The organism is Pseudoalteromonas phenolica (assembly GCF_005876835.1).
Classification (GTDB): domain Bacteria; phylum Pseudomonadota; class Gammaproteobacteria; order Enterobacterales; family Alteromonadaceae; genus Pseudoalteromonas; species Pseudoalteromonas phenolica_B.
This window is the reverse complement of sequence record NZ_PPSW01000030.1, coordinates 67,555-85,076: the sequence shown is the minus strand read 5'-3', so window position 1 is coordinate 85,076 and position 17,522 is coordinate 67,555. Positions and strand designations below refer to the sequence as shown.

Here is a 17,522-nt window from a genome sequence, read left to right as displayed (position 1 = left end):
TAAAATTCTCCGCTCCAAACTAAAAGTCAATCCGTTCGCCTTGCCAGACCCAGAAATTGGTCAATACTTAGGAATACTATTGCGCTATCCGACCCAAAGTTATGTGGCTAATCTCAAAAAAGACAATCCTCTTCGCTTCTCTTTTCTTTCTCATATCTTGCAAAAACGACCCACCACAAACGTTACGTATCGCCATAAACCCTTGGCCGGGTTATGAAGTACTTCATCTAGCAAAAGAAAAAGGTTTTTTTGAACAAACAGGGCTTAATATTGAGCTTGTTAGAGTTGCCTCTTTAGCCGATACGCAAAGAGTTTATTTGAATAACAAGGTAGATGGCCTCACCAGCACCTTAATTGAAGCTATTCAGATTCAATCTTTTGCAGTAAGGCCGCTTACCATTGCGTTAATTACTGATTACTCGTTAGGTGGAGATGCAATTATTGCTCACAAATCAATTACAGGTATTACAGATTTAAAAGGGAAAACTGTTGGTACTGAGGTCTCTTCACTCGGTATTTACGTGCTACAAAGGGGGCTACAAAAACATAACCTAAGTTTAGATGACGTCACAATTAAAAATGTTGAGCAGATGTCTGGTATCAAGGAAATGAACAAAGGAGATATTTCCGCGTTTGTTACCTACCCTCCCATTTCAACAGAGTTATTAAAGAATCCTGATTACCATGTCGTTTTTGACAGTGCCAAGATCCCACAAGAAGTGGTTGATATTGTCAGCATCTCACAAAGTTACCTAAAACAGCACCCTGAAACATTAGAAAAGCTCTGGCAAGTTTGGCAGTTGTCTTATGAATTTATTCAAACTCATCCAGATGAAGCTATGACAAAAATGGCTAAATTAGAAGGCTTAGAGGTTGCTGATTTCTCTGATGCCTTCAATAACCTTGAGATGCAAACAGGTGATACACAAGCAGAGTTAATTTCTCATGACTTTCTTAAAAGTGTCACAGAGCAAGTCTGCGGGACTTTATGGCGCATTAAATCAATCGATAAGCCATGTGGTTTTGTGCCAAGCATGTTTCATAAGCCACTAGAACAAAGTAAATGATTAAAAACTCGCTTTATCTTAAATCGACCATTCCTTTGCTTTTGCTTGGTATAAGCTCCTTTTTGCTTTTCACACGCTTTATTGCTGACGAATATCGATTACAACACGAGCGCTTTATTGATTCTTTGGTGGATAACGTGATCACCAGCATGAGTATCTCTGCAGAAGTCGACGCCTCTAGAGAAAATTTACAGCGCGTGCTTGCTGCGTTATCGAGCAATAGCGCCATTCAAGATATTATGATCATTGCCCCTGAGTCTCTTGATATTGTGGCATCTAAAAGGCTTTTTATTCAAAAAAGAAGCTTACTTGACTCAGAAACACTAGGAAAAAAAGAACTAGACGAGTTATTGCATTATAAGTCACAGTTAAGTGACAAAGTTAGGGTGATTTATCACCATGATGAAAACTGGTATGCATTGTCTTGGTTATACCTCGTTGACCCCGAAATAAGGAGATTACGCGCTTATTACTTTTGGATACATATAGATTCCACTCAACATGAAGAAAAGCTGAACCAACAATTAGGCAGCTTCACGTATAACTTTTTAATCATTATTTCTATTATGGTTGGCCTGTCATTTTGGCTACTCAATTACTTTGTAACCAGCCCCCTCACTAAAATTGGTGCTACCATTCGAAAAGGTCTACCAATCCCTAAAGATATAATCAAACAACAAGGTGGGGATGTCATTGCCAGGGTTGCAATATCTTATAATAAAGCCATTAAGCAATCGCAAGAAAGAGCTGAGCAATTAGAAAAAACGCGTCACTACATTGATGGGATTACACAGCATGTTCCCGTACTCCTGACCTATGTCGATCGCGAACAAAAATACCGTTTTGCGAATAAACTCTACTGCCAGTTATTTAAGTTAAATGAACACGAAATCGTAGGAAACACCGTCAAATCGATTCTGCCCGTTGATATTTTTGACCGAATTCAAGATCACCTATTTAATGCTTTACAAGGCAATGAAACTGCATTTGAAATTGATGTCACAATAGGCGGCGTTAGAAAGTACCTGATCACCACCTACACTCCTGATTTTGCACTTAACGGAGATGTTGAGGGGGTATTTGCCTGTATTGAAGATGTCACTGAGCTCAAAAACTCAGAAGAGCAATTAGCTAAATACGCCTCAGATATGGAGTTTAATAACTGGGCACTTGAAGAAGCCAAAGAACAAGCCGAAAATGCTTCAAAAGCCAAAGCTGACTTTTTAGCGACTATGAGTCATGAAATAAGAACGCCCATGAACGGTGTACTTGGTATGTTAGATTCTTTAAAAAATACTCCATTAGACAACGAACAAACTGAACAAGTTGATATCGCCAGCCGAAGTGCGCTTTCTTTAATGCGAATTATTAACGATATCTTAGACTTTTCTAAAATTGAATCTGGCAAATTAGAAATTGATATCAATGAATTTGATGTCGTGAAATTAATCAAAGAGACTGCAACTTCATTTGCAAAGCAAACCCACGAAAAGAATATCGCACTTATTTTAGATATTGATGAGATCACTCTGCCTAAGATCTCTTCTGATTCTGTCAGAATAAAGCAAATACTCACTAATTTAATCGGGAATGCTGTCAAATTTACAGAATCTGGTGAAATTATTGTCAAAGCACAGTATGTATATTCAAAAGATCATCACGCACCAGAAATAAAGCTCCAAGTATCAGATACAGGGATAGGCATACCTGAGGATAAATGTGATTTAATTTTTGAGCATTTTTCACAGGCTGATACATCAACAACACGACAGTTTGGTGGCACAGGTTTAGGGTTAAGCATAGTTGGTAAGCTCTGCGAGTTATTAGGTGGAGAAATAGTCGTAAAAAGTAAATTAGGGTTAGGTAGTACTTTTATCGTCACCTTACCACTCTCAAGTAAACACTCTGAGAATCAGCAATTACAGCACTCTATATTCCATGGTTTCACTGCAAAACATCTCCACTTTGTGGGCATTAATTCGAGCTTCTTAAATGCGTGTGAGCGAACTTTAAGTAAGTTTGATATTGCCATGCATAAACATAAAAACATTACTTTGCTTGAAGAAGATATTAAAAAGCTCAAGGAAGAGCAATTATCTTCCCACTTTTATGTACTAAATTGGTCAACAGAAGATAGCCGCCATATAGACCGTTTTGTCTCTTCACACATCGCTAATACCGTCACCTTATTGCCTTTTAATACCTCGATTGATGGGCACTTTAAACACGCTGATGTGCAACAAGTTAAATACTGTAAAACCCCCTGCACTCTTCTCGATATCGTGCATAGGCTGGAGCAAACCGAGGATAGCTATGTTACTCAAAGCTCTACGACTCAAACTAAAGATCAAACAACCCTGTTTAAGCATGTTCTCGTAGTGGAAGATATGCCAATTAACCAAATTGTCGTTACACAAATGCTAAACGGTGCCGTTGAACAACTTGATTTTGCAAATAATGGTCTAGAAGCGTTAACAAAATTAAAGGAGCATGAAGATAACTACTACGAGTTAGTCTTGATGGACTGCTTAATGCCCGTGATGGATGGCTACGAGGCAACACGAAGAATTAGAAAACGCGAGGCAGGTGAGAATAATCAATATATTCCAATCATAGCCATGACAGCTAACGCCATGAACGGCGACAAAGAAAAATGCTTTGACGCGGGCATGGATGAATATATTAGTAAGCCACTGATCAAAGAGGATCTTATTGAGTTATTACAAAGATTTGCTATTTAACGTTTCATCAAGCAATGACTGAAGCGTGTGTTTACATCACACTCCTTAATGGTAGTTAATTAAAAAAACCTTTTTAAATAAAACTTTATTTAATCACCTCATATTTTTTCAATGAAATTGATGCCCAAAAAGCCAAATGGCCACTGCTTTTTGATAGATTGACAACGCTTATTTTGATTTATGCTTTTTTTAGGTGGTAAGAAACAAGTTGCGATACAATCGCTAAACTATTTTGTTTTGTTCATCCTAATTATTAGCCATTTAACTGCATTATCAGCAAGCTAGATAATATAAAAAGCAAAACTCACCTGAGTCATATATGTCAAAAATAAAATTTATTCCCTACCAACTTGTACCAGCAAGTTTTAACCCTTGGCGAGTAATCTATTTAGACGTTGCGCATGCAGTGATTGCAGAGTTAGCGCATCCAGATTTTCAGTTTCTTCACTTTGGTTCCAGCTCTTTCGAAGTCGCCGGCAAAGGCATTATTGATATTTCTATCTTGTATAAACCAGGTCAACTAACTGAAGCGGTCGAGCATTTAAAAAGTATTGGATTTAGAGATCAACACAGTAATAAACCATTTCCTGAAAATCGCCCTCGCAAAGACATTGCCGTTATTTTTAAAAATGAAACCTTTCAAGTTCATGCACATGTTATTGAATTGGGCAGCGAGGAGCATTTAAAGCAAGTTAACTTTAAAACGCACATGCTCAACAACCCAGATGCGCGTGCCCAGTACGAAGCGACAAAACAGCGGGTTATTGCTGATGGGCTGACTGTGCAAGATGACTACGGCAAAGCAAAATCTCCTTTTGTGAAAAGTGTTTTACAAGAGATGGCAAAACCATAATGTATTAATACGATTCACATTGTTATTATTTTCGGTATAACGCTTTTCTCGCGTTCAAAACACATAGGGATTCATTTGTGAAAACACTCAAACTTTGCGCTGTTACTGCTTTTTTATGCTCTGCATTTAGCGTATCAGCTCAATCAAGCACACCAATCAAAGTCATCGAAAACAATAATGCGCAATTCAAATCAGATTCTATGCTGAGTCGCCACGAAGGCTATACGCTCGTTAATTATATTGTTAAAGCCGACGGCTCATTAGGTGAAGTAACCGTTTTATTCGACTCTGAAGTAAAGCCGACGACTGAAAAGGCCAAGAAATACTTAAGTAATCTAGAGTTCGAAGCGGCTACCTACCAAGGAAAAGCCCATGATGCGGCACGCTTTTTCTCTTATACCTACTCAACAGCGCCGACTACAAACTCAAACAATAACCGTGCTTCTAAGGGGTTTGTTAGCGATTATGATGTCATTGATAAACTGATTAAAACTCAGCAACTAGAGAAAGTATACGAACACTTTGAAGAACTGCTTAGTCACACTAAAAACCTCAATGAGCAAGCGCTTTTTGCTTGGCTAAAATCTCAATACTTTTATGCATTACAAGACTGGCATAACTATGAAAAACAGCTACAACGCGCTTATTTTTTGCGTAAGCATTTGCCAAAAGAGTTTGCCGTACCTTGTATTCAGAACTTGATGCAGCTGTATCTTTATCAACAAGATTTCTTAAATGCCAAACGCGCTTTACTGGCACTCAAGCATGTGCCAGGCGTAAATATCTCAGAGCAAGCACAACAAAAAGCAATGGCCGACATTGCTGGACTTTACCAACAAACCCCGTCGATTACACAAAGTGTTAAGCTAGATAAAAACACGCCAAAGAGTGTTGGCATTTCTCGTAGTGAAGTGGCATTAAAAGGTGAAGGTCAGGCCCAACTTAGATGCGATGCTTATCTTGAGCCTCGTATAACACTACCGACAAATATTACAGCTAAACCAAGTTATGGTCGCTGTAACCTTATTTTAAGCAATAGCCAAAATTCAGATGTGACCATTACGCAAACAGGTAAGGCTGTTGTTCGTTTCTAAACTTTGAAAAGTTTTAGTTTTGAACAATATAGATTGTAGTTAACAGTATAAAAATTATCAGAGAGCCCCTATTCATGTGGCTCTTTTTTGTTCCGATAAAACAAAGTAGAATCGCAGGGCTATTTTGCAAGGAGCATGAATTTCAATGAAAACAATCACTTTAAGCGCTTTATTCTTGTTACTCCTGCTAGGCTGTGTAAGACAAACCGATAATCTGCAAGAATCACTTACGTTACAAATGCAAAGTAATGCCGAGACACACGGTTTATTGGCACAAGCGGTATTAGTTAAGCACAATAATAATCTGGTATTTGCTCACGCTATGGGTGCTACGGATATATCTCGTGCTAATCCTGTGACAAAAGGCAGCATTTTTCCGATTTTCTCACTCAGCAAACTGTTCGCTAGCACTTTGCTATTTCAGCTTGTAGAACAAAACAAAGTTAATTTAGACGCACCTATCGGCCAGTATCTTGAGCACCTACCTAAAGTTTGGCGACCTATACCAGTAGCCCATTTTTTAAACCACAGTACTGGGTTACCTGAATATTTTGACTATGATGACAAGCAAGTCTTTGCGCCAAACAGTATTGATGCTGCCATTCAATCACTGAGCAATACGCCATTGCAATTTAAGCCAAATAGCGCCATTCGTTATAATCAAACAAATTATTTAGTGATTAAATTACTGCTAGAGAAAATCACTAAACAGTCTTATTCAACACTAGTTCAAACGCGAATTTTAACGCCACTGGAAATGCATAATACATTTATCAAGAGAATGAATACGACGTTTCAATCTGTGACGGCTTATTTACCAAATAGCGGTGATGAGTTACAGGTAAATCCATATACATTCCCTACCTATGCGAATGTACATTCTGACGCTTATTCAAATATTCAAGACCTTAGTGTCTTTCTTTCTGCATTAATCAATGGCGAGCTGGTTGATAAAACATTGCTTGAAAGTTTATGGCAACCTGCACTGTTAGAGGGTGGTTCAAAAAATTATTTCGCCTCAGGCTGGGAATATGAAGAAGTTGGCAATTGGCAAGCAGTTGGTCATGATGGCGGAGGCGTGCTGAGAGTAAAATTGCTCTTCAAAGAAAACATGACCGACAGCATCATTGTTATCTACTTAACCAATGGTAATTTGGATGGCGCTTGGAGCCGCACACTTGTCAACACAATTGAAAGTAAAGTGCTTCCAGATCGTTACTCTAAATTTGCATCATGGTTAGGTGACCTGTTTGATTAAACAAAATCTATAAATGTTCTCTAAATTTTTTCTAGTGGTGTGATTGCCTGCACCTCAAGGGAAAACTTACCCGCTTGCTTTTCACTGATCATAAAGCCAAGAGATCTGACATCATTAAAATTGAGTTGATAGTCAGCGTAAAAAGTACGGCCACGGTACATGAGCGTAAAGTCGTCCTCTGTGACAACAAGTGTTTGTGTTTTATTTACTGAGGTTTGAAATTTATAAACAAAGGCTGGGCCGTCAAGATATTGGTCAACTCTTAGCCTAAGCTGGTACTGCTTTCCATCGCCTTTTACCACAACACTTAACTGTTCAGCGCTTTTATTTTCTAAATTAAATGGCGTACGAACAGAAGCAAAACCGCCATTATTGCGCAAAGACAGATCGCCTTTAAATTCTACAGAGTGTGCACCAACAACTAAACGACTTTCAGAAAGGCCACCCATGACGGTGTCATTAACCACAAACCAATCAAGTAAAGTCAGTTTAGTTTCTGCCAATACTGAAGACGACGCCATTAAAGTTACTCCGCACATAATTGATTTTAAAAGCATAAAAGTTAGCTCTCTTTTTGGACTTAAAAGCTTATACGACATAAGCGCCCGTTCAGATTGCCTATATTACGTAAACGCCTGATCCTAGTGCCTGTTATGTTTGCTTACATATAAGTGAACCCAAATACGTGTATGTCCCGATAAACCTGTTAAAATCACGCAAAAAATTATAACAAGGAAATCTAGTGAAGAAGTTAGCATTACTTTTCTCTTTAGCGACATTAGCAGGCTGCTCTGTTAGCAATCAGGTTGAAACCCTTATTCCAGAAAACGCGGTAGTCAAAAACAAGACCTCTGAAGGCTATACCGACCGTTTCAAAAATATTTACGATGATTTTAAAGATTATCCAATCACCTGTGATAAAGATTGCTACCCGCCGAGTCCTATTATTGAATGTAGTGCTGAAATGCAAAATTGCGCTTTCACTGGCAGCAACCCAAAAATAGACATTAACGCCGGATTCTCAGTTCAGTGGCTCGGTCATGCTAGCTTCAAAATTAATACCGATAATGGTCAGCAGTTTTTGTTCGATCCGGTTTCTGAAGACTTTGACTGGCCCGTCAATTGGGCGTTTAGCCTAGTTTCTGATATTAGTCGCACACCCAATGCAACACTCACGCAAAGTGAACTAGCTGAAACTGATGCCATCATGTACTCACATATTCATTATGATCATTTTAAAAAAGACGACCTTTCACACATAGGTCAAAATAGTAAGTTTTTAACGCCGCTTGGTTTTGCAGATCACTTTCCTAATAACGGTTATAAAATCACAGAGATGGCTTGGTATTCGAGTAAGCAAGTGGGTGAAGTGAATATTCACTTTGTTCCGGCTAATCACTTCAGCAGCCGTATTATGGTGCCTTTTATTCATGAAGATAATGACGCCACGCTCTGGGGCGGTTGGGTGTTAGAGCACCAAGGTAAGAAGTTATTTTTTGCCGGAGATACTGGTTACTCACCGCACTTCAAAGACATTGCTAATAAATACGGGGATATGGATGTGTGTTTAATTCCTATTGCCTCTTACCATAGTGAAGAGCACCCTAAATGGTATCGAAAAGTGCACACCACACCAGAAGATGCGCTAATCGCAGCTGCCGACTTAAATTGTAAAGTGATGATCCCATGGGGTTATGGTAATTCTTCATGGCAAATGGGTGATAAAACATCGCACTCAGCACTATTTCGTCTAATGCACATGTATAAGAAGATGAATTCAAACATTCCGCTGCATGTGTTAAATGAAGGTGAATCAGTTAAGTTATAAATACAGAGAAAGCCCTATTTGGGGCTTTCTATTCTTGTTACAAGCTTTCAGCTAGTCAAACTCACTAGCTAAACTATTTAACCAGACCAACTAATCAAGCAAGTTATCTTCTAAACGCTCTAACAGCTCAGCTTCACTGGTTTTGCGATTTACCATGGTGCTCGCCGATTGAATATGGAGCTTCCTTAAAATCGCTTGTGTCGCAGTCTTGTTAGCTTGCGCCAAACGCTCAGCCAATAAATGTGCTTTAGCTTGGTTATAATTTGGCGCATGCACAATAAATTGACCTGTATGCCAAGCAATAATCAACTGATCATCTTCAAGTTCTTGATTCAATAGGTACAGTAATTCAATTACGATATGCTCTACAGTAATAAAGCCCAACTTGTTGCGGATCTCGTCAAGCCCAAATACTGATATTAAAATAAAGCCATGTTGTGGTTCTTCCTCTTGTGCTATCTGCTCTAACAAAGCAAATAAGGCACGACGGTTTGCGATGTGGGTGACAGGCTCTGTCAAAGACTGTTCTTCTAAGTATTTACTCAAAAGCTTAACATCATGCCAACGGCGATAGCTGAAATAAGCAAACGCAAGTACGCCGAAAAGTAGCGTCGGCACTAACTCATCTAATTCATAGTGCTCGTATTGCCTTGAAGATTGGTAAATCCATTCCAAAAAATCAAACTGCTGAGAAACAACAAAACCAAGCAATAAAATAATAGTAATAACAACAACATCAAACTTAGCCCTGCGGCTCAAGTTTGCTTTTAATTCACTCAACAATATTTGTATTCTTTTTACCTACTTTAACTACAAGAAATTGTAACATAGAGTGATTTTTTTCTTTTAGTCAAAAATAATCTAATTACTATAGATTTAAACTAAATAATGAAACTCATATTTTCGAAACTAATTATGCAATTTTGTTTAGTAAAAACTTGAGTAAATAGATGCAATTAGAAGATAAGAAGCGAAATAATTTAGCACTATAAATAATCTCGCTTTGTTTAAAAGTGTGCTTTTTTCATTCAAATTTAAGTTCTTAGCCTACTAATGCATTAAAAGGCGCTGCATTTTTTTGCCAAGCTCAACATGCGTATGCAGACCATTAAACTGCTTAGACAAAGCTTCAGGTCCTAGAACAAACACGCCTACTGGTGTATGCGTGTGTGTGCCCGTTGACCAGACAATATTTTGCTTACTCGACAATGCTCTGCCAATTAAGTTGAGCGGGCGCTCAGTTAAATACACATAAAACGGCGCAAAGTCATTTATTTTACTGGCTGTTTTCAAGCCCAGCGACTTATGTCCCCGCTGGTAAAATGCGTTCTTGTGCTCAGCTAAAATTTGCATAGCGTCATCTTTGTTAATTTCAAACTCGCTATACTTATTTACTGTTTTTACGAGCTTTTCTGGTGTGGGTTTGAACCCATTACCTTTGGCTTCATACCAAATATCGGAGTAACTTTTTTGCTGAGCATATAACTTATCTAAAATACTCAACCCGCCGAAATTAAAGTTTGGCTTATAAACATCCTTTTGATGATTATTTAGCTGCTCGGCTTTTGGTAAGTCTGCACCGCTATAGCTAAAACCAAAGCCACCCGTTTCGTGATCTGCGGTTACTATGACTATTGTGTCGTCTCGGCCTTTTGCCCACTCCAGCACTGCATTGACTGCGTTATCGAATTTAATCATTTCGTGCAGTAACGTGCCTGCATCATTGTTATGTCCAGCCCAATCAATCTGACCACCTTCAACCATTAAGAAAAACCCTTTGTCGTTTTTCGACAAGGTATTAATGGCGGTTTGTGTGATATCACTTAAACTTGGTTGATTGCTTACACGACCATAAGAGGTATCGACACCATTGGCCATCGCACTATTGGCAAATAACCCCAATAGCTTTGTACCTTGCGCTTGCTGTAGTTGCGACTTATTAAACGCAAGTTCATAGCCTTTACTGCTTGCTTCAGCCAATAAGTTTTTATCGTCTCGACGTTTTGATTTCAGCGAAAGTGCACTGGCTTTTAAATTTGCTTCAAAGCCCTCAGGGTTGTCGGGCAAGGCATAATTTTTTGGCACAAAATGACGCAAGCCACCCGATAACATGACATCAACCACCCCAGATTGGATCATCTGCTCAGCAATCTCATTTTCCATTGAACGATGAATAAGGTGCGCCGCGAATGCCGCAGGCGTTGCATGGGTTAAACGGGTGTCAGACACCAGCCCCGTCGATTTACCCAGCCCCTTAGCTTTTTCTAAAATCGTCGGCACTTTATGCCCTGCGCGGTTTAGCCCTATCATTTCACTGCCCGAAGCAACGCCAGTTGCCAACTGAGTTGCTGAGCAAGCTGAGTCCACCACCAGCTTATCTGCTGGCCCATGCAGTGACAGCCCTGTGACGCCCAGGTTTGCCAATTTAGCAATAGCGCTATTGTCACCTCGGTAAATAGAGTTAGGTGCGCGAGTCGCATACTCTTCTAACAACCCCACTTGTTGCGGACCCATACCATCACCAATCATCAGGATAATATTTTTAATTTTTTGCGAGTTATTTGTATCTGGCTGGGCTGTATTTTCTGAGTTTTTTAGTAACGAACATGCCGATAAACTCGAGATGAATATAAGGGCACAACTTAGTGCCCAAACTGGTTTTCTAACTAACATATCACCGTTTTCCTTGGTGTTATTTAAACTGTAACGCTGACAGCGGCATGCTTTGCTTGTGGGTCACATCGCCGTTAATGTCTTTTAACCCAAACTCAATATTTGGATCTGCTTGCTGCCAATCTATTTCAATAAAACCATAATTTATATCCGATGTGGATTCGCCCACTCTGTGCTTATTGGGGCTCACATCTTTCCATTTTTGTGTAAGTCCCGAGCTGGTTACTTCCCATAGTGGATAGTTTTGTTTAGCTTGGTACTTTGACAACTCCCCCCAGTGAGTGTCGCCACTTATCATGATCACACCACCAATTTTATGCTTTTCAATAAAGTCGAATAGTCGCTGTCTGTCTGCCGGAAAGTTCGCCCAGCTTTCCCAACCAGTAAAGTCAGGAATAAGCTGTAGGCTTGAAGCAATCACTTTCACTTTCGCAGGCTTTAATAGCTCTTGCTCAAGCCATTGCCACTGCGCTTCGCCCAACATAGAAGTAGTTTTATCAGCAGGGCGATAAGGCCCGACATTATTAAAGAAGCTATTTAACCAATAACGAAATTCGCCAATTGAACTGAGCGCAGGACGATTCCAACGTAAGTCAGGCATGATCACCTGCACGCGCTGTGACTCTTCACCATACATATAAGACGTATAAATACCTGAATCTCTGGTGCGGCGTGGGCTGTCTTTCGGCTCCTGCCAAAAATCTAGCATAATTTTTCGAGACGCTTCTTTAAACGGGTACTCTTTGCCCGCATCGTTTTCGCCGTAATCATGGTCATCCCACATGGCTATCACAGGCGTACTTGCGCGTAGCTGAGCAAAGCCCGGTTTAATGCCTAACTTATGGTACTTTGATTTAAGCACCGTCATGTTCTCAGTGTCACCGTAAACATTGTCGCCTAAAAACACGAATAAGTCTGCTTGCTCTTTGTTAATGGCATTGAAGATCGGAATATCTTTATCTTGGTGGCTGCAAGAGCCAAATAGAATTTTATCGACTTGATCAGCTGCTTGAGCTTGAGTGACTAATCCAACTATTGATATAAGGCTTACTGTTAAAAATGTTCTCAGTTTCATTGAGTTACTCGCATGATTTAAAGCAAAAAGAGCCTTTATCGCATTCAAAATGAAATAAGGCTCTGTGTTGTTAACTAATTTTTGTTATTAAAAAATGGAGTAGCACGTCCTGTACTACTCAGTTTGGAGATTAAAAGCGTGTTTGGAAGTTCAGCGCTGCAGTACGAGGTGCGCCAATCCAGCCGCCCCACCCACCAGCTACGCCACCCATGTAGCTCTTATCGAATAGGTTATTGACCGTAAAGCGAATTGATGCACCTTTTAGGGCACTGTCGAAGTTTTCTAAATCAACGCCTACGTATAAGTCACTTACCGCGTACCCATCGATGCGCTGAGTATTGGCAGAATCCATCCAACGCTCACCTAGCCATTTTGTCGAAATACCCGCTGAGTAAGCTTCTGACTGCCAATCTAGCGATAACACCGCCATATCTTCAACTGAGCCAAATACCGTATTTCCAGCTTCAATACCCACTGTTCCGTCTGTATATTCTGAGCTGTTGCTGGTGTAAGACATGTACACAGATAACTCTTGGTTTGGATAGTAAGTTAGTGAAGCTTCGACACCCGATGACTCGATACCACCGGTATTGATATAACTGCCGTTTGTGCCAACCAAGTAGTCATTACCCGACTCTGAACCTGGCGCAATAAAGGTTAAGCGGTTTTGGAAATCGATACTGTAGAGGGTGATACTGGCATTGAAGTCTTGATTGTCGTAACGCACACCAAAGTCCATGTTCTCAGCGGTTTCAGCTTCTACGTTATCCAGTGCTGATGCATCTGCTTCTAACACTTGGTCTTTAATCGCCGCAAAGTTTTCAGCATAACCTGCGAAAACTTCTAAGCCATCAACTGGGGTGTACCACACTGCACCCGCTGACAGTAAAACATCTGAATCTGAGTTCACCGCTTTCGTGGTGCCTGTATAAGTGTCTTTACTATCTAAATCAACAAGATATTTTTTAAGACCTGCACGTACTGTCACACTTTCCATCTCGAATGAATCTTCAAGATAAAGCATGGTGGTTTCTACAGGGTAAGTACGATCATACTGGATCCAATAAGGTGTATGGTCAAACTCATAGCTGCTCTTAGAGTCAATGATTTTGTGCCAATCACGGTATTCTGAACGCTCATAGTCTTCATACCAAATACCAGCACGAACCACATTGGTGTTATTGCCAATTTGCTTTTCCCACGTCAGATCTGCATTAATACCGAATCTATCTTTTTGATAGTGTGTATTGCGGTAAGAACCTACGGGACGTGCACCGTCTTCATAACAGTTAGGATCGTATTCAGCATCAGCACCACCGTAAGGGAAGCCAATTGAGCTTTCACAGCCAGCAATAGGCGTCAGTGACTTGCCACTTGCGTCAACAAAATAGATTTTACCTAGCGAGCTGCCACCTTGTGCCGTATTGCCCGAAACCAGTTCGCTGTGGCCTTTTGAGCCATCATTTGTAACATCGACAAGGTAAGGTGGTACCCAGTCGCCACGACCTTCGTTTTTATGGAAGTAAGCGTTTGCCTTAACTTCAACTTCGCCGATCATGGTATCCACTTCGATATAACCAAATAGGTTTTCACGCAGTGTTGACCAACCTTGACGATACACTTGGTCAATGTAAGGTACGCCCGTCCATTCACCTAATAAGCCATCTGATTCTGGGTTTTGTTTGAAGCTCTCTAGTGAAACACGCTGATAGTTATCTTCGTGAACGTCGTCGTAAGATAGGTAAGCGGTAATTTCTAGATTGCTGTCCATGCCTTTTACAAATTTAGCGGCAAAGTGGTCACGCTTGTTTTCCGCTGTGCCTGTGATCCAGTCACTGTTACTTGAGTTTGAGTAGCTGAACCAGCCATATGTGTCATCTAATACTTCACCTGTTTCAAGTCGCATATAATATTTTTGCGCATCGAAGTTACCTAGTGACAAGCTCGCAATGACCGCCTTTTCTGTGCCAGGGTCAATTGTAGTGAAGTTAAGCGTACCACCTAGTGCCTCATTTGAGCGAGATGCCACGTCAGCAGTACCTTGAGATACTTCTACGGCCATTAGGTTTTCGGTATCAATATAACGGTTTGCTTTAGCACCACCGCCATAGTTGGAGTTACCGTTAGCAATACCATCAATGGTAATACCTACTTGCTGCTCATCTAAACTTAATTGGAAGCCACGAATTGATACTGTTGTTGACCAATCATCAGATCCAAATGTATCACCTTCGTTGATTAATACACCCGGTAGGTTATCAATCATCGCCATCGCACTAGTCATAGCCGATTGCTGTTTAAACATTTCGTCTGACGTTGCGTTGTTTGCGTATGACACGCTTTTACCAACAACTGTGATCTCTTCAATTTCTTGGTCTTTCTTTGCTTTGTCATCTTCTGCGTAAACAGGAGCTGATAGAGCGCTCGCTACTGCAATAGCAAGTAACGATGGTTTAGTGATGCCAGTAGAGTATAAAGTTTTCATTATGATTCCCGAAAGTAATTGGTACATACCAAAGTAATGAACGGCGAAAATACTATCGGTGAATTATTACAGGGACTTGACAGAAATATGTATTATTTAAAAAACTGGTACGGACCAAAAAATCTATTTTCAAGTGAGCGCTTGTTCAGCTTTAACTGATGTGATACCTATAAATAAACCAAGTGAATTTGCGAATTAAAACCTTAAATGAGTACCCAAAGTTTTGCCTACGCCCAAGTGCGTGAAGCACTAACCAAACAAATAACAGAGCAGCAATTAACAGGCAGTTTGCCTTCAGAAAGAGAGCTCTGTGCGACGTTTGATATTGCCCGTTCAACACTTAGACAGGCGCTCGGGCAACTTGAGAATATGGGGCTTATTTACCGTAAAAACCGCAGTGGCTGGTATGTTTGCCCACGTAAATTAAAATACGACCCCATGCAGCATGCCTCATTCTTACAATACACCACGGCGCAAGGGTTTCAGCCTAGTACCGTGCTACTTGAGCAGAGAAAACAAAAGCCCTGTAAAGAAATAGCCACAGCGCTTGAACTCGATGGCAGAGCCAGTCTAACCAGCATTTTACGTGTCCGCTCTGTGGATGGTCGCGCTGTGGTTGTCGAAGACCTAAACTTCAGTAACAAGCATTTACCTGACATAGACAAGCATGATTTATCATTGTCTATCAGCATGTTACTTAAAAATACCTACCAACATCACAAGGTGCTTTACGATATCTCTGTGGAGTCTTGTTGCTTGTTCAATCCTATTGCACAGCACTTAGACACCTACGACGGTGCTCTGGGCTTAAAAGTCACTCGTATCGTTAGAGATCAACAAGGCACGGCCTTTGAGTTCGACCGAGAATTTTGGCGTCATGATGCCTTAATGATTGAAAACAAAGCCAAACTTCAATTTTAATTACCCTGAGTTAGTACACTCGATTTGTTCAACGCGACAGAAAAACTGTAAAACTACTGCAATAAAAAGCCTCTACACTGAGTATTTATTCTAATCCTTTTAATGAGGATTGGTATTGTTCTAACTAGTTTGGTTCGTACCAAACTGGCGAATTTTTAGAAGGTGTGTCATATGCTCAGTGAGCTTAGCGGCAAGATAAAACATAAACTCAGCAGTAATACCCTGTTGTTTTGCATCTACGCCATTATTGCAGCCTGTAGCACCTATGCGTTTATGTATGGTTTTCGCAAACCTGTCGCTGTTGGTTTATATGCCGACACCTCACTGTTAGGCCTATCACTTAAAACGCTTTATTTAACGGCACAAATTTTTGGTTATGCGCTCTCTAAATTCATTGGCATTAAAGTCATCTCTGAATTACAAAGTCACGGTAGAGCCAAAGCCATTCTCTCTTTAGTGATTATCGCTTGGCTTGCACTGCTCGGTTTTGCGCTTACCCCACAGCCTTACAATGCTGCTTTTATGCTCTTAAATGGCCTACCGCTCGGCATGGTATGGGGCATTGTATTTAGTTATTTAGAAGGGCGAAGAGTCACAGAAATATTAGCGGCAGGGCTATGCACCAGCTTTATTGTTGCCTCAGGGTTGGTAAAAACCGTAGGTAGCTACTTAATGATGGACTACGGCGTGACTGAGTTATGGATGCCATTTGCCACAGCCAGTCTTTTTTTGCCCCTATTAACATTATCTGTATGGATGCTTGATCAACTCCCTCCTCCTAATCAAGCTGATATCGCCCAACGCTGCGCCCGTGTTCCCATGACCAAAGAAAGCCGCAAAGAATTACTTCAGTTACTTGGTTTTGGCCTCACGCTATTAATCATAGGATATGTGCTGCTCACCGTACTGAGAGATTTACGCGATAGTTTCGCCGCCGATGTCTGGCTGGCAACAGGCCTTGATGGCGCTCCAGCACTTTTTACACTTACCGAATTACCGATTGCACTGGTGGTGCTAGTTATTGTGGCACTGCTCAAATTGATTAAAGACAACCACCTTGCAATGGTAGTTAATCATTTACTCATTTTTGCCGGGTTCACTATCACCCTATTAAGCTCGCTCGCCTATCAACAAGGAATGTTGGGCCCTATTTATTGGATGGTGTTAAATGGCATTGGCCTCTACCTCGCCTACGTCCCCTTCTCAACCACGCTGTTCGAACGTTTAATAGCAACATTTAACCGCCCTGCTAACGTTGGCTTTTTAACTTATCTTGCGGACTCGTTTGGCTATTTAGGCACAGTCGGCGTGATGGTGTACCAAAGCCTAGTGATTGCCCAAGTGAATTGGAATGACTTTTTGCGAGAGCTGAGTATTATCACCGGCGCTTTAGGAGCATTGTTAAGTGCTGCATCGCTTGGGTATTTTGTTTATAAAGAGTGGGAAAACAATAAATGGTTCAATTCAAAACAAGACATAAAAGTACAACACCCTGAATGATATGCATCATCAAACAGAATAACTGCA

At 40.5% G+C, this 17,522-nt stretch carries 13 protein-coding genes; 8 read left to right on the top strand and 5 right to left on the bottom strand.

Annotated features, from left to right (window positions below; translation table 11 throughout):
* Positions 1–101 precede the first annotated feature (101 nt).
* From C1E24_RS17465 to C1E24_RS17445, 5 genes are all read left to right on the top strand, one after another.
* On the top strand, positions 102–1,067 hold the full coding sequence (locus C1E24_RS17465; protein ID WP_138483677.1) for an ABC transporter substrate-binding protein: 966 nt from the start codon (positions 102–104) through the stop codon (positions 1,065–1,067).
* Positions 1,064–3,808: an ATP-binding protein gene (locus C1E24_RS17460; RefSeq protein WP_138483676.1), complete on the top strand. Its 2,745-nt coding sequence runs from the start codon at positions 1,064–1,066 to the stop codon at positions 3,806–3,808. Before C1E24_RS17465 ends, C1E24_RS17460 begins: the two co-directional genes overlap by 4 nt.
* Before the next feature lie 319 nt (positions 3,809–4,127).
* Positions 4,128–4,661 carry a GrpB family protein gene (locus tag C1E24_RS17455; RefSeq protein WP_138483674.1) on the top strand — a complete coding sequence of 178 codons (534 nt, stop codon included), beginning with the start codon at positions 4,128–4,130 and terminating at the stop codon, positions 4,659–4,661.
* 77 nt (positions 4,662–4,738) lie between these two features.
* Positions 4,739–5,755 (top strand): hypothetical protein, encoded by a 1,017-nt coding sequence (locus C1E24_RS17450; RefSeq protein WP_138483673.1) that lies wholly within the window; start codon positions 4,739–4,741, stop codon positions 5,753–5,755.
* Between the two features lie 145 nt (positions 5,756–5,900).
* Positions 5,901–7,013, top strand: coding sequence for a serine hydrolase domain-containing protein (locus tag C1E24_RS17445; RefSeq protein ID WP_138483671.1), 1,113 nt, complete (start codon positions 5,901–5,903; stop codon positions 7,011–7,013).
* 20 nt (positions 7,014–7,033) lie between these two features.
* On the opposite strand, the gene C1E24_RS17440 is transcribed toward C1E24_RS17445, so the two are convergent.
* Positions 7,034–7,534, bottom strand: coding sequence for a CIA30 family protein (locus tag C1E24_RS17440; protein WP_240722044.1), 501 nt, complete (start codon positions 7,532–7,534; stop codon positions 7,034–7,036).
* A 221-nt stretch (positions 7,535–7,755) separates the two neighbouring features.
* On the opposite strand from C1E24_RS17440, the gene C1E24_RS17435 reads away from it, so the two are divergent.
* The gene (locus C1E24_RS17435; protein WP_138483669.1) at positions 7,756–8,841 is read left to right on the top strand and encodes an MBL fold metallo-hydrolase; all 1,086 of its coding nucleotides are present in this window, start codon (positions 7,756–7,758) and stop codon (positions 8,839–8,841) included.
* A 90-nt stretch (positions 8,842–8,931) separates the two neighbouring features.
* Here the strand turns inward: C1E24_RS17435 and C1E24_RS17430 are convergent, their stop codons facing one another.
* From C1E24_RS17430 to C1E24_RS17415, 4 genes are all read right to left on the bottom strand, one after another.
* Complete coding sequence (locus C1E24_RS17430) at positions 8,932–9,624, bottom strand: GGDEF domain-containing protein (RefSeq protein WP_171040925.1); 693 nt, start codon at positions 9,622–9,624, stop codon at positions 8,932–8,934.
* A gap of 267 nt (positions 9,625–9,891) precedes the next feature.
* On the bottom strand, positions 9,892–11,514 hold the full coding sequence (locus C1E24_RS17425; protein ID WP_138483665.1) for an alkaline phosphatase: 1,623 nt from the start codon (positions 11,512–11,514) through the stop codon (positions 9,892–9,894).
* A 19-nt stretch (positions 11,515–11,533) separates the two neighbouring features.
* Positions 11,534–12,589, bottom strand: coding sequence for an alkaline phosphatase D family protein (locus tag C1E24_RS17420; protein ID WP_138483663.1), 1,056 nt, complete (start codon positions 12,587–12,589; stop codon positions 11,534–11,536).
* Between the two features lie 130 nt (positions 12,590–12,719).
* Positions 12,720–15,074 carry a TonB-dependent receptor domain-containing protein gene (locus C1E24_RS17415; RefSeq protein WP_138483661.1) on the bottom strand — a complete coding sequence of 785 codons (2,355 nt, stop codon included), beginning with the start codon at positions 15,072–15,074 and terminating at the stop codon, positions 12,720–12,722.
* 207 nt (positions 15,075–15,281) lie between these two features.
* On the opposite strand from C1E24_RS17415, the gene C1E24_RS17410 reads away from it, so the two are divergent.
* On the top strand, positions 15,282–15,995 hold the full coding sequence (locus C1E24_RS17410) for a UTRA domain-containing protein (protein WP_138483659.1): 714 nt from the start codon (positions 15,282–15,284) through the stop codon (positions 15,993–15,995).
* A 171-nt stretch (positions 15,996–16,166) separates the two neighbouring features.
* Positions 16,167–17,495 carry a DUF5690 family protein gene (locus tag C1E24_RS17405; RefSeq protein ID WP_138483657.1) on the top strand — a complete coding sequence of 443 codons (1,329 nt, stop codon included), beginning with the start codon at positions 16,167–16,169 and terminating at the stop codon, positions 17,493–17,495.
* Positions 17,496–17,522 lie beyond the last annotated feature (27 nt).